The sequence below is a fragment of the Pseudoalteromonas sp. S3260 genome (assembly GCF_005886925.1).
Lineage (GTDB): Bacteria > Pseudomonadota > Gammaproteobacteria > Enterobacterales > Alteromonadaceae > Pseudoalteromonas > Pseudoalteromonas tetraodonis.
Genome location: NZ_PNCV01000010.1, coordinates 102846 through 116092 on the forward strand (window position 1 = coordinate 102846; position 13247 = coordinate 116092).

General features: G+C 41.4%; 13 protein-coding genes. 7 read left to right on the forward strand and 6 right to left on the reverse strand.

Annotated features, from left to right (window positions below; genetic code table 11):
• Window positions 1–234: 234 nt before the first annotated feature.
• Window positions 235–669 carry an AAA family ATPase gene (locus tag CWC14_RS02190; protein ID WP_013464982.1) on the forward strand — a complete coding sequence of 145 codons (435 nt, stop codon included), beginning with the start codon at window positions 235–237 and terminating at the stop codon, window positions 667–669.
• A gap of 57 nt (window positions 670–726) precedes the next feature.
• Here CWC14_RS02190 and CWC14_RS02195 read toward each other — a convergent pair whose 3' ends face one another.
• The 5 genes from CWC14_RS02195 to bioA all read right to left on the reverse strand — a co-directional run bounded on the left by CWC14_RS02195 (window position 727) and on the right by bioA (window position 6591).
• Window positions 727–1737 carry an ABC transporter ATP-binding protein gene (locus tag CWC14_RS02195; RefSeq protein ID WP_076921321.1) on the reverse strand — a complete coding sequence of 337 codons (1011 nt, stop codon included), beginning with the start codon at window positions 1735–1737 and terminating at the stop codon, window positions 727–729.
• A gap of 13 nt (window positions 1738–1750) precedes the next feature.
• A complete protein-coding gene (locus CWC14_RS02200) occupies window positions 1751–3250 on the reverse strand; it encodes an ABC transporter permease (protein ID WP_138561007.1) in 1500 nt (499 codons plus the stop codon).
• Complete coding sequence (locus tag CWC14_RS02205) at window positions 3250–4296, reverse strand: extracellular solute-binding protein (protein ID WP_138561009.1); 1047 nt, start codon at window positions 4294–4296, stop codon at window positions 3250–3252. Before CWC14_RS02205 ends, CWC14_RS02200 begins: the two co-directional genes overlap by 1 nt.
• Complete coding sequence (locus CWC14_RS02210) at window positions 4297–5109, reverse strand: hypothetical protein (protein ID WP_013464977.1); 813 nt, start codon at window positions 5107–5109, stop codon at window positions 4297–4299.
• 180 nt (window positions 5110–5289) lie between these two features.
• On the reverse strand, window positions 5290–6591 hold the full coding sequence (bioA, locus tag CWC14_RS02215) for an adenosylmethionine--8-amino-7-oxononanoate transaminase (protein ID WP_076921316.1): 1302 nt from the start codon (window positions 6589–6591) through the stop codon (window positions 5290–5292).
• Window positions 6592–6686: 95 nt separating this feature from the next.
• On the opposite strand from bioA, the gene bioB reads away from it, so the two are divergent.
• The 5 genes from bioB to htpX all read left to right on the forward strand — a co-directional run bounded on the left by bioB (window position 6687) and on the right by htpX (window position 11457).
• Window positions 6687–7727, forward strand: coding sequence for a biotin synthase BioB (gene bioB / locus CWC14_RS02220; protein ID WP_138561011.1), 1041 nt, complete (start codon window positions 6687–6689; stop codon window positions 7725–7727).
• A 55-nt stretch (window positions 7728–7782) separates the two neighbouring features.
• On the forward strand, window positions 7783–8937 hold the full coding sequence (locus CWC14_RS02225) for an aminotransferase class I/II-fold pyridoxal phosphate-dependent enzyme (RefSeq protein WP_138561013.1): 1155 nt from the start codon (window positions 7783–7785) through the stop codon (window positions 8935–8937).
• On the forward strand, window positions 8934–9752 hold the full coding sequence (locus tag CWC14_RS02230) for a methyltransferase domain-containing protein (RefSeq protein ID WP_138561015.1): 819 nt from the start codon (window positions 8934–8936) through the stop codon (window positions 9750–9752). Before CWC14_RS02225 ends, CWC14_RS02230 begins: the two co-directional genes overlap by 4 nt.
• Window positions 9753–9770: 18 nt before the next feature.
• Window positions 9771–10454 (forward strand): dethiobiotin synthase, encoded by a 684-nt coding sequence (bioD, locus tag CWC14_RS02235; protein WP_138561017.1) that lies wholly within the window; start codon window positions 9771–9773, stop codon window positions 10452–10454.
• 139 nt (window positions 10455–10593) lie between these two features.
• A complete protein-coding gene (gene htpX, locus CWC14_RS02240; protein WP_064666216.1) occupies window positions 10594–11457 on the forward strand; it encodes a protease HtpX in 864 nt (287 codons plus the stop codon).
• A gap of 72 nt (window positions 11458–11529) precedes the next feature.
• On the opposite strand, the gene gloA is transcribed toward htpX, so the two are convergent.
• Entirely contained in the window at window positions 11530–12057 is a 528-nt protein-coding gene (gene gloA / locus CWC14_RS02245; protein ID WP_138561019.1) for a lactoylglutathione lyase, read from the reverse strand.
• Between the two features lie 375 nt (window positions 12058–12432).
• Here gloA and CWC14_RS02250 point away from each other — a divergent pair, with 375 nt between their 5' ends.
• Complete coding sequence (locus tag CWC14_RS02250) at window positions 12433–13224, forward strand: hypothetical protein (RefSeq protein ID WP_138561021.1); 792 nt, start codon at window positions 12433–12435, stop codon at window positions 13222–13224.
• Window positions 13225–13247: the final 23 nt, after the last annotated feature.

The following is a 13247-nucleotide window of genomic DNA, read 5'->3' on the forward strand; positions in this document are numbered from 1 at the left end:
CATTTATGTATGTAAGGTCACTGCACTTGAACCTTGTATAATACCTAGTAAAGTAAAATAAAAAAACTGTTGTGGGCAACTCTTTAAAAGTTTTTAGTCATGCGCGGTTTTTTTAACCAGTTTTTAGTGTTAAATGGCTACTATTACCATTTGTTACTCTGAAAATTCATTAATTTGTGGCATTATTAGTAATCAAACCGAATTAACGTTTACCATTAATAAAAAATGGATGCTATGAAACAAGTTTTTATTTTACGAGGACTGCCAGGCAGTGGTAAGTCATATTATGCGCAAAATCTCGCTGACGAATTATCGGGTGCAGATGAAAGCAATTATTTTATTTGCTCAACAGATGATTACTTTGTAAACGAACAGGGTGAATATCATTTCGATAAGTTTAAATTATCGCAATATCATAACCTAAACCTAGCACGTTTTATTAACGCGTTAGCACAAGGTATTGAACTGGTTATTGTTGATAACACTAACATTAAAAAATGGGAATTCATTGCCTATTCGCAAGCAGCGATAGCTTTAGGGTATCAAGTAAAAGAAGTGATTGTTGGTGAAGTAAAAGACAAATCAATGCAGCACTTATATGCCAAGCGCAACAGCCATAACATACCGCTTAAAACCATTAGTAAAATGGCCTACATGTTTGAGTGGTAATTATAAGAAAAGCCCAAAATTAGGGCTTTTTCATAAAACTACTCGTGTTATTACGCGCTAGCTTTTAAATGCCGCTAGGGGATGAGATGTACTGAGCGAAGCATGTACCTTGTCACCTGGGTGTACAACCACCTCATGGCTTACTCGGCTAGTTACCACGGTTTCGCATGCAAGTTTAACCGCGCATAAACGGCTACCGCCTTCAAAGCGTACCCAAATTACTTCACCATTATTACCAATACTGCTTTGTACTAATAATACATCATCTGGACGAAGCAAAACTTCTACCTCACCAGTGTCACAATCAACGCCGTTTGCAGGTACATTACCAATATCGGTAAGCGCTTGGCCGTTATTTAGGGTTCCTTTTATAAAGCTGGCTTCACCTAAAAAGCGGGCCACAAAGCGGTTGTTTGGGGTACTAAAACACTGCTCTGGGGTGTCAATTTGTTGTATTTTACCGCCTTTTAAAACACCCACACGATCGCCCACCGAAAGCGCTTCTTCTTGATCGTGCGTTACCCAAATTGCCGGTACACCAGCTTCTTTTAATGCGTTGCGGATATCCCAACGCAACATATCTTTTAAGGCAGCATCAAGGTTAGATAACGGCTCATCAAGTAATACAAAGTCAGGTTGGTGGGCAAGGGTACGCGCTAATGCTACGCGTTGCTTTTGCCCGCCTGACAGTGTGGCTGGTTTTTTATGCCTAAATGCATCTAAACCAAGAAGCTTTAACCAGTGATCGGCAGGGCTGGTGTCTTTAAGTTTAAAACATACGTTTTGTTCAACTGTTAAATGAGGGAACAACGCAAAGTCTTGAAACACCATACCTACGCTGCGTTTTTCAGGCGCCACAGTATGCTTTGGTGTCGCTGTCCATTTAGCCACTTTAATTTCACCCTCGCTAATCGGTAAAAGCCCCGCTAACGCTTGTAAAATAGTACTTTTTCCGCAACCTGTTGGACCAACAAGCATTAATATTTCGCTTTCACCTAAGGTGAAATTTAAATCGCTAACAACACGATTACTGCCATAATCTATAGACAACTGACTTACAGATAGCATTTTTTATAAATCCTTAATGTTCAAACTGGTTGCGTTTTTCGCCAGACATCATAATAGCTAAAGCACCCGCAGAAATCACCACCAACAATAAGCCAGGAATAGCGGCACGGCCAAAATAACCGGCTTCGTAAACACGCCATAAGTAGGTAGATAGCGTTTCAAAGCCGGTGGGGCCTAATAAAAGTGTGGCTTCTAATTCGCGCATTGACTCTAAAAAGACCAAGGCGCCACCTGCAATAATACCACGCATAGTTAGGGGTAAAGTAATACGCGTAAAAGCTTCGCGCGGGCTTGCCCCTAATACCCGTGCTGATTTTACCAAACTTGGGTCAAGATGCTCGGTGCTGGTACGCACAGAACCTACCGCAAGTGGTAAAAAACGTAGCATATAAGCAATAATCAATAAGCCCAGCGTTTGATATAAAAAGGGTAGTTGTAAGCCGCCATACACAAGCGCTGTGCCCATAACAATACCCGGAATACCAAAACCAAAGTAAGTAACACGCTCCATTACTTTACCAACCTTACCACTTAAAGCCGCATGGGCAACTGGAATGGCAACAATAACTGTAACAATAGCGGCAATGGCTGAAGCGTAAGTTGAATGCCAGGCAATACTCAAATCAAACGAGCTAAAGCCATCACGCACTAACCACAAAGTAAATACTGCCAAAGGTAGGCCAATAGCGAGTAATAAAATAGGCGCAAAGGTGGCAAACATAGCGCCTAGTTGCCATTTTTTAGGGAATAAAATAAGCGAACGACCTTGACGCTCTGAGGCGGTTTTTATTTGTGATTCAATCATTAATAAAAAGCCAACAATCACCATCAGTTGCAGTGATAACATAGCCGCACGGCTTAAGGCAAAAGCATTGTATTCCACATAAATAACACGGGTAAACGTATCTAAGCGCATCATTGCGGGAGTACCAAAGTCAGATAAGGTATACAGCGCAACCAATAATGACCCTGCAGCAATGCCATTTATTACGCGGGGTAAAATAACTTTAAATACGCTTTGCGTCATCGACATACCCAGTGTGCGAGCAGCGTTGACCATACTGGCATCTAAACTAAGTAAAGACGAACGGGTAGTCATCATAACAAACGGAAAAGTATACAAGGTCATGACAATGGCGGCTCCCGTTAACCCATACATAGAGGGGGTTTCAAAACCAAGTAAGTTGTTTATTTCACCACCAGGGCCAAATGCAGCATAAAGCGTAAAAGCGCCAATGTAACTAGGAATAGCAAGCGGGGCTGCAAACACCACCAGCCAAAACTTTTTAAACGGTAACTGCACATAGGCGCTAATGAATGCTAAGGGCACACCAATTAAAATTGAACCTAATACGGTTAACCCCATTAACGACAGGGTATTGCCTAAAATAGTTAAATTATGGCTATCAAAAAAAGAGCTTGCGTCAGAGGCAAGCGTAATTAAAACAAAAATAGGGGTCAGGGTCACTAGCGCTGCAAGCAGCGCCATTGGGTAAGATGTAGGTATTCGCATTATAAAACGCCGCTGCTGCGCATTAAATCTATAGTTGGGCGTAAATCAGCCAACTGAGTTAAATCAATTTTAGGTGGCGAAATACTGGTTAACTTTGGCAATCCATCGGGTTGAGTAATGCCATTAACCAGTGGGATTTCATAGGCTTCGCTTGCTAAATAACTTTGCACTTCAATGCTAAGTAAATAGCGCATAAAGTTGATTGCCAGTGGGTCTTCAGATAACGATAAAATACCTGAAGCGTTAACTAAACAGCCAGCATCATTTTGCGTAAAGGCTAAATCAAGTTTTGCATCTGGCTTACCTGATTTTAAGCGCAGCGTGTAGTAATGATTAGCAAAACCAATGTCTACTTCACCACGTTCAACGCCCATTACCACACCGAGTTCACCTGCGTAGGTTTTAGAACGTTTTTTAACTTTTTTGAGCCACTTAGCCGTTTTATCATCACTTTCTAAAAGTCGCATAGCAGTAATAAACGATTGAAAAGAAGCATAAGCAGGCGCCCAACCAATACTTAAATCACTGTCGGCAATATCCATAATGCTTGTTGGAATTTGCTCTTTGGTTAAACGCTCAGTATTAAAAGGCAAAGTACGTATACGACCAGTTACAGGTGCCCATTCATCGTATCTAAATTGTGGCTGTAATTGCGCTGATAAATCACTCGGCATGGGCTTGGCAAGGCCGGCATCGGTAACTAAACCAATTGCCCCAGAGTCGACTGCCCAAAATAAGTCGGCACGTTTAACCCCTGCATTTGCTTCGGCAACAATGGTGTTGGCAAGCGCTGCGGTAGGGCCGCGACGAATGGCAAGGTCAAGATCAGGGTTCTTTTTTTGAATGGCTTGTAATACGTTTTCGTATAAGCCACCTTCACCACGGCCTAAATAAAGCGTCAATGCACCTTTTAATTTAGGCAATGTATCAACAGACACGGGGTTTACAATAGCAATATCAGCGGCAAAAGCGCGTGAAAGCGATAGCGGTAAAGCACCCGCTACCCCTAACGCAGCTAAGCCTTGAATAAAGGTTCTGCGTTTCACTTAAAATACATCCTTACGTGCTTTTTCTGCTTTTTCAATCAGCGTTTGAGCGCGGCTTAGTTTGGTTTGCATATCAACAACCACATCACGAACTTCATCAACACTTTTATTATTAGAAATTGCTTGTGGAAGTGTTACGTTAAAGTCTTTTTCTAGAACTTCTACTAACTTCGCGTCTTGTTCAATTAGTGTACCTTCAACACCTTCAAATAAATGTAGGTAAGTATCGTGCACTATGTTGGTGGCTTCATCGCTTAAACGTTCTGCGTATTTAGCGACCACTCGGTCTAATTTATGTTTAATTTCGTCGATAGTCGCGCTTTGCGTCATTTCTTTGGTTGCTGTTGCTTTAACGCTATCTAATAAACCTTTTTGTTGAAACTTAGCCGCCAATTTAACTGCGCCTAATCCTTGCCATAGGGCATTGTTCATTGCTTGTTGTTGTTTGCGTACTTCTAGCGCTGGTTTTTTATTATCGATAGCCATTTTTATGCCATACAAACCTTGCCAAATAGAGGCATAGACAGGCACGTAATTAGTTTCTATTGCGCTGTGGAATTTAACTGATTCCCAGTACTCAACCAAATCATCACTATTGACTGCTTTTGCGCCTTTTTTCTCGTAATCGCTTACCATGGTATCGACTTTAGAGATCATCCATTCAACGTCTTCATTGTAAGTTTTTAAATTAGCTTGAAGGTGATTAACATGCTCACCAATAGGGCCATTAGCAAATACAGGTTGTGCAAAAATCGCAGAGGCGAGTAAAAAACTTGCACTTAATGTCTTGGCAGGCTTAAGTAATATTTTCATAGCAAGTGAGTCCATAAATGTTATTGTAAATGATAGGCATTATCATATCCCTAAAGATCACTCAGATCAACACACTAAATGACAGGTCAGGGCTAAAAATACCAATGTTTTGGGACGAATAGGCAGCAAACTAATTATTTGCATAAATTTTAACGTAACCCTTAATAATAGTTAACCTACCTATACGTAATGTTTACCTTTTATGGCGTCATAAATAGCATCACATAAAGCGCGAATACTGTTTTTGTCACTTATATACGGTGGCATTAGATAAATTAGTTTACCAAAGGGGCGTATCCATACTCCTTGAGATACAAAATAAGCCTGAATTTTAGCGACATCAATGCTACCAGCCTCTTCTGTAAGCTCTACTACGCCAATAGCTCCTAAAGTACGTACATTCGCCACGGCGCTGAGCGCTTGGCATTTATGCAGCTGCTGTAATTGAGTATTTATTTCGCTGATACGGTGTTGCCAGTTTTGGCTTAGTAATAAATCAATACTGGCGCAGGCAACAGCGCAGGCCAGCGGATTTCCCATAAATGTAGGCCCGTGCATCAAAACCCCAGCTTCTCCTTCACTGATTCCTGTGGCTATTTTGTCGCTAGTTATGGTTGCTGAAAGGGTCATTGCGCCACCAGTCAGCGCTTTACCTATACACAGTATATCGGGCTCTATATTGGCATGCTCTACAGCAAACAATTTGCCGGTGCGGCCAAATCCGGTGGCAATCTCATCGCAAATAAGCAGCACATCGTATTGAGTGCAGAGCTTACGCACACAGGCTAAATAATCAGGATGATAAAAGTTCATTCCTCCTGCGTTTTGTACTATGGGTTCAATAATAAAGGCGGCAACGTGCTGGTGGTGATTTAAAAAATAGTGTTCTAGTTCATCCGCCTCGGCTTGATTAAACGCGCTATTAAATTGGCTAATAGGGGCAGGCACAAAAATATGCTCAGGCAAAAAACCTGCGTACAAACTATGCATAGAATTAATAGGATCGCACACACTCATCGCTGCAAACGTATCGCCATGGTAGCCTTTAAACGGGGTCATTAATTTTTGTTTTGTTGTAACCCCTTGGCTTAACCAATATTGCAGCGCCATTTTTATAGCTACTTCCACACTTACTGAGCCACTGTCGGCTAAAAACACCTTTGTTAATCCCTCTGGCGTTATCGCTACCAGTTTTTTACAGAGCTCTACTGCCGGCTGGTGGGTTATGCCACCAAACATTACATGGCTCATTTTATCTATCTGGGCGTGCATCGCTTCATTTAAAACCGGATGGTTATAGCCGTGAATAGCACTCCACCATGAGGCCATACCGTCAATGAGTTGTTCGCCCGTTTCTAAGTGAATAAGGTTGTGACTAGCATGTGTAACGGGGTAAACCGGAATAGGTTGAGTCATTGAGGTGTAGGGGTGCCAAATGTGCTGACGATCAAAATCAAGGTCTATCGTTTGTTTTTTGTTCATATGTAAACTTTAACTAAGTGGGCTTCGTTGACAATGGTACGGCAATACGTATTCTAAGCCAATAACACCAAGAGCAAAAAATAAAAGAGAGTATTATGGAGCTTGCAACAGTTCGACACGATTGGACCCATCAGGAAGTAAAAGCCTTATTTGAAATGCCATTTAACGATTTATTATTTAAAGCCGCCTCTGTGCATCGCGCTAATTTTAATCCAAACGAAGTACAAATTTCTACGTTGTTATCTATTAAAACAGGTGCCTGCCCAGAAGACTGTAAATATTGCCCGCAATCGGGGCATTATAAAACTGATTTAGAACGCGAGCGCCTAATAGAAGTAGAAAAAGTGGTAGAGCAAGCACGGTTAGCAAAACAAAAAGGCGCCACTCGTTTTTGTATGGGGGCTGCATGGTCAGATCCAAAAGACAGAGACATGCCATACATTTCGCAAATGGTAAAAGAAGTAAAAGCCCTTGGCCTTGAAACCTGTATGACTTTAGGCATGTTAAATAACGAAAAAGCTCATGAACTGCGCAGTGCAGGGCTTGATTACTATAACCACAACCTCGACACTTCACCTGAATACTATGAGCAAATTATATCAACTCGTACCTTTCAAGACCGCCTTGATACTATAGGCAATGTGCGAGACGCTGGTATGAAAGTATGCTCCGGCGGTATTGTCGGTATGGGTGAGCAAGCAAGCGACCGCTATGGCTTATTAATGCAGTTGGCTAATTTACCCCAGCAGCCCGAAAGCGTGCCAATTAATATGCTAGTAAAGGTAAAAGGGACACCGCTTGAAAACGTTGATGACTTAGATCAGTTTGAGTTTATTCGTACCATTGCCACAGCACGTATTATGATGCCCCATAGTTACGTACGTTTATCAGCAGGACGCACAGCAATGAATGAGCAAATGCAGTCAATGTGCTTTTTTGCCGGTGCAAACTCTATATTTTATGGTGATAAACTTCTTACTACCGAAAACCCAGAAGCCGATGCCGACATGCAATTAATTAGAAAGCTCGGGATGAACCCTGAGACAGCCGAAGACTATTCTGATGAAGCCGTTGCTGCGTCTTTGTCATCGCAAGTGGCTGATAAAGCAACCTCAGAATTGTTTTACGAAGCGTAAAGTGCTCAGTACTATGCTAATGGTTTAAAGTATTGCGTTGAAGGTTAAAGCATTTATGTCATTTGAATTTATAAACACCCATTTAGATGAACGCAAAGCACAGCAGCTATTGCGTAAACGCTATGTAGTACAAAGCGCAACGGCGCGCACTATTACGGTTAAAGATAAAACCTACCTTAACTTTGCGAGTAACGATTATTTAGGGTTTGGCGATTCGCCGGTGGAGTTAACCAGTGCGCCATTACTCGGTAGCCACAGTTCAGCATTAGTGACGGGTTATCAACAACCACAGCAAGCGCTTGAGCAAGCTTTATGCTGTGCTTTGGGTTATGAGGCTGGCATGTTGTTTAATTCGGGCTTTAGCGCAAATAGCAGTGTGATTAAAGCCTTGTTCCAAGATAAAGCGACAGCGCAACACAGTGCGATTTTTCAAGATAAACTCAATCATGCCAGTTTAATTGATGGCGCATTACACGCCAACGCCGCGTTAATACGCTTTAACCATAACGATATAAACCATTTACGCTCACGGCTAGAAAAATCAAAAGCGCGCAATAAGCTCATTGTGTCTGAGGGTGTGTTCTCCATGGATGGTGATACCGCGCCAATTAAAGCGCTATTTACCTTAGCAAAGCAGCATAACGCCTGGCTAATGATAGACGATGCACATGGTTTTGGTGCTTTAGGAAAATCGGGGCTAGGCAGTTGTGAAGCCTTAATTGCAGCCGATACCTTGCCCGATATTTTAGTGATCACCTTTGGTAAAGCGGTTGCTAGTAGTGGGGCGTGCGTATTAGGTTCGCAGCATTTTATAGATTACATGCTGCAGTTTAATCGTGATTATACCTACTCAACCGCTATGTCACCGTTTATTGCCGCTTATACTTTGGCACGTATTAAAAGCATAAGAGACGCCAACGACAGGCGAGCCAAATTAAACGCTAATATTGCGCTGTTTAAACGCCTAGCAAAAGAGCAGCACATTGCGTTAATGGACTCTAACACCGCGATTCAACCGATTGTTTTAGGCTGCGCCGAGCAAACGTTAAAAGCCAGTGAGCAACTAAAGCAGCAGGGCATTTGGCTAACGGCTATTCGCCCGCCAACTGTTTTACACAATACCTCGCGTTTGCGTATTACCTTAAGTGCAGCCCACTCCCATGACGATATAAAACAACTCGTTGGTAGTTTACAAAAGGTCATTTCATGATAAGCCCGCAGGCAATTAAAACTAAGCCACTTAGCCCTACAACTGTGTGTATAGCTGCTCAGGTTTTAAAAATAACCACGGCGCATAAATTTTCAAAAGCAGCAAACAGTTACAGCCAGCATGCCAATGTGCAAAAACAAGCGGCAAATGATTTATTTAAACTCATTAGTGCAAACCCTAAAAGGCTCTGTGTTGACCTAGGCGCAGGGCCGCTTGTTAATACTCAGGCTTTAAGGGCATTATTTGGCCAAGTTGTTGCCATAGATTTAAGTTTTAACATGCTAAAAAGCAGTAATTTAAACACCCCAAAACTGTGCGCCGATATGGATAACTTACCGCTGCAAGCTAACAGTATTGACGTGCTATTTAGTAATTTTGCGCTGCAGTGGTCTGCTAATTTTGAAGCCTTAATGCACTCGCTTTACCAAGCATTAAAACCAGGCGGGCAAGCCTACATTAGTACGGTTGTTGCAGGGTCATTAAACGAGATCAAAACCGCCTTTGCAGTGCTTGATTCACATAATCATATTAATCAGTTTGCAAGCCATAATAATATAAACCAATCGGTTGAAAAGGCCGGGTTTAAGATCAACGCATCAAAAAAAGTCATCTATACCGATCAGCACAGCAGTTCATTAGCGGCTATAAAATCGATTAAAGCCATTGGTGCCACAGCACAAAATCATGCAACAAGTCGTCGTGGTTTATTAACCAAATCAGCGCTGCAAAAAGTATGTGATGCCTATCCGATTATAAACAATAAAGCCCATGTATCTTACCATGTAGTATTGTTATCATTAGAAAAAGCCCAGTAAAAATAATAAGGCCATGCCATGAACCAGTTTTTTATTACCGGTACCGATACCGACGCCGGTAAAACCCATGTAACCAGTTTGCTGTTGAAGTTACTCGCGCAACATAAAAAGCGCGCCATAGGTTTTAAGCCGATTGCCTCTGGGTGTGAAATGGCGTTTGAGCAGCTCGTAAACGCCGATGCGCTAATGCTAATGGAAAGTGCCACAGTCAGCGCTAAATACGACATAATTAACCCATTTGCATTTGCGCCGCCAATAGCTCCCCATATAGCTGCAGAGCAAGCGGGACTAAACATAACAGTAGAAAAGCTCAGCATGGCTTATCAACATGTTAAGCAACAAGGCGCCGATTACCTGTTAACAGAAGGCGCGGGCGGCTGGGCATTACCAATTAATAATAACGAGTATTTGTACGACTGGGTAAAAGCAGAGCAACTGTCAGTAATATTAGTGGTAGGGATGAAACTAGGCTGTATAAATCATGCATTACTCACGGCAGCACATATGCAAAATATGGGGGTTAATTGCATTGGCTGGATTGCTAACCAAGTTGATGCCACTATGGATGAATACCAAGCAAACCTAGATTCACTGAAAACACGCTTACCATTTCCACTGCTTGCCATTAGCCCATACACAGAGCAAACCCCTAAATTACAAATTTATAAAACCCTGCTTGAAAAATTATTACTAAATCCATAAATAACCCTTGTGTTGTGACATAGTTTGTCACAGAATGGCGCTGACATTATGACATAGTGTGTCATAACGCAGTGATTGCTCAAAGCCGATCAAACATAGTAAATCGCTCAGCAATAAATGTTATTTTTGGAGAACTCGTATGAAACGTGTATTTTTGTTTTTATTAACTAACCTGGCGGTTATGTTGGTATTAGGTGTGGTGCTTTCAATAATAATGAGTGCGCTGGGCTTAAGCCATCGTAGCCTTGGCGGAATTTTACTAATTGCGACTGTATTTGGTTTTGGTGGATCGTTTATTTCGTTATTTATGTCGAAATGGATCGCCAAAAAATCAACCGGTGCGCAAGTGATCACCCAACCTCGTACCGAAACCGAACAATGGCTGGTAAACACTGTGGCTGCTCAAGCTAAAAAAGCCGGTATTAACATGCCAGAAGTGGCGATTTACGACAGCCCAGAAATGAACGCGTTTGCAACGGGCCCGAGTAAAAATAATTCGCTGGTGGCGGTAAGCACAGGTTTATTACATAACATGAGCCAAGATCAAGCTGAAGCTGTACTTGCCCATGAGGTTTCGCATGTGGCTAATGGTGATATGGTAACGCTAACGCTTATTCAAGGTGTGGTTAATACCTTTGTTATTTTTGCCGCTAAAGTACTGGCTGGCATTGTAGATAACTTTATCAATAGCGATGAAGAAGAGGGCGGCAGCAGCTGGACTTACTTCTTATTCGATATGTTATTCCAAGTACTATTTGGCGTATTGGCAAGCATTGTGGTTGCCCATTACAGCCGTAAGCGTGAATTTGCAGCCGATAACGGCGCAGCTCAGTTGGTTGGTGCAGATAAAATGCGTTCAGCCCTTGAGCGATTAAAGCAAAACCACCCATCGCAATTAGAAGGCTCAATGATGGCCTTTGGTATTGCCAGTGGTAAAGGCATGGCTGAGTTGTTTTCATCTCACCCACCGCTTGATGCACGTATAGACGCACTACGTCGTTAAAAAATTCAAGTTTTTCACAGTACTTGTAAACAAAAAGCCTGCATTTGCAGGCTTTTTTATGTTTAGTGTTTTTTATTGCGATTGAATAATCTCAGTAATGCCCTCTGGCGAAAGTATTTCAATCCAGTAACCATCTGGGTCTTTAATAAAGGCAAGGCCCTTCATTGAGCCACCGTCTGGCTGTTTTACAAACTCCACATCGTACTTAGCAAAGCGCTCGCAGGCTGCGTATACATCGGGTACGCTTATACCAATATGGCCAAACCCTTTTGGTTCTTCATTTCCACTGTGATAACCGCTAAAGCTGTCGTCGTTTTCAGTTCCCCAATTATGGGTAAGCTCAATCAGCGCAGGGCGGCGAAACACCCACTGTGTTTTTTGTTTATCATCGCCTTTTGGCATATCTTGCTCATAGCCTAAAAAGTACAAAGTAAACTCCATACCAGGAAAGTCGTACTTTCCTAACAGTTTCATGCCCAATACGTTTTCATAAAATGCCAGTGACGGTTCTGGATCTTTAATACGCAACATGGTTTGCTGCATCACAAAGCCCTCAGTGGCCTGTGCAATTTGCTCTGGAGATTCGTTATAGCTAGACATGAGATAATCCTTAATAAAATGACTGATAAAACCTTAATGGATTTAAAAAGGCAGAGTGTACGCTCATCATAATAAACAGCAGCAAAAATTAAAACCACCTTGCTAAATTACCAGCCAGTTAGTTGGGTGCTTTGTAAGCGGAAAATGGTAAACCCACCAACACTGTTTATTTATACAGTGCTGGGGTTTTGTCCCATAACATTATTAAAAGTCGTTTTGGTGTATTTTAACAATAGTCATTTTATAGCCTACGTAATTACTTGTTTACATTGAAGTTGTTTAGTGGAATTATTGAACAATGTAATATACTTCTTTTTGGGGTGTTACAAACCCCCAAAGTGGTGTTCAATAAGCTGTTATGTTTTTAGGATAGGTATGTGGTCAAAAATTCAAATCTGGGCGCTTAAAAAGGCTTTTGCAAAAATAGCTCCTACTCGAATTCCTATGTCTGGACCAGAATCCGAGAAAAATGATTTTTACTCAACAAGAATCACAGTTGGTGAACAAACAGCACTTGTACAGGGTTTAGATGAAAACAAGATATCCCTATTAAAGTACAACAGAGAAACTGATACTTGCGATATTGAAGTAGAAATACTTCTTACTGAAATAAATCTTAAAACCATAGAAACTACTCACTATTTACACAATCACTACACTACTTATATTGGTATAAATTCATTTATACTTCATTGCCTTACCAAAAAAGACTTCATAAAGGTAAAACTGAAACGTCTTCTAAATTCAATGGCACAATCACGGTTCAATAACCGTGAACTTCAGATAAAACCACGGTATGAGCTATTAAGTTACTTGATTGATAACCATGGAATTAGTCAAAAGGAGTTTAGCCTCGTGTCATTAACGTCAGGTATTTATACTCTACGTTTTTTTGGACATCCTGATAGAGAACAATGCCAAAACAAACTAAGAATGTATGTGGAATCCTTCGTAGAGTCAGGTGAATTGAGTAAAATTGCAGGGAGTTATAAAGTTAATGGAAAAGCAATCGTCACTCTTGAGCACTTTCAAACAGAAGAAAGAAGACATAAAGATAGCGTAAAACTTCAGTACAGTATGGTACTTTTAACGTTTTTGTTAGCTATATTAGCCTCAATTCAAGCAGGGTTGGTTAAGCTCAAACCTTTTATAGATTTTTCGCAGTAAAAACATAATCGGGTAGCCGGAGG

Coding starts and splice junctions, on each gene's coding strand:
- CWC14_RS02230 (WP_138561015.1), top strand. CDS start 8,934: ATGATAAGCCCGCAGGCAATTAAAACTAAGCCACTTAGCCCTACAACT.
- CWC14_RS02195 (WP_076921321.1), bottom strand. CDS start 1,737: ATGCTATCTGTAAGTCAGTTGTCTATAGATTATGGCAGTAATCGTGTT.
- CWC14_RS02200 (WP_138561007.1), bottom strand. CDS start 3,250: ATGCGAATACCTACATCTTACCCAATGGCGCTGCTTGCAGCGCTAGTG.
- CWC14_RS02210 (WP_013464977.1), bottom strand. CDS start 5,109: ATGAAAATATTACTTAAGCCTGCCAAGACATTAAGTGCAAGTTTTTTA.
- bioA (WP_076921316.1), bottom strand. CDS start 6,591: ATGAACAAAAAACAAACGATAGACCTTGATTTTGATCGTCAGCACATT.
- CWC14_RS02250 (WP_138561021.1), top strand. CDS start 12,433: ATGTGGTCAAAAATTCAAATCTGGGCGCTTAAAAAGGCTTTTGCAAAA.
- bioB (WP_138561011.1), top strand. CDS start 6,687: ATGGAGCTTGCAACAGTTCGACACGATTGGACCCATCAGGAAGTAAAA.
- gloA (WP_138561019.1), bottom strand. CDS start 12,057: ATGTCTAGCTATAACGAATCTCCAGAGCAAATTGCACAGGCCACTGAG.
- htpX (WP_064666216.1), top strand. CDS start 10,594: ATGAAACGTGTATTTTTGTTTTTATTAACTAACCTGGCGGTTATGTTG.
- CWC14_RS02225 (WP_138561013.1), top strand. CDS start 7,783: ATGTCATTTGAATTTATAAACACCCATTTAGATGAACGCAAAGCACAG.
- bioD (WP_138561017.1), top strand. CDS start 9,771: ATGAACCAGTTTTTTATTACCGGTACCGATACCGACGCCGGTAAAACC.
- CWC14_RS02190 (WP_013464982.1), top strand. CDS start 235: ATGAAACAAGTTTTTATTTTACGAGGACTGCCAGGCAGTGGTAAGTCA.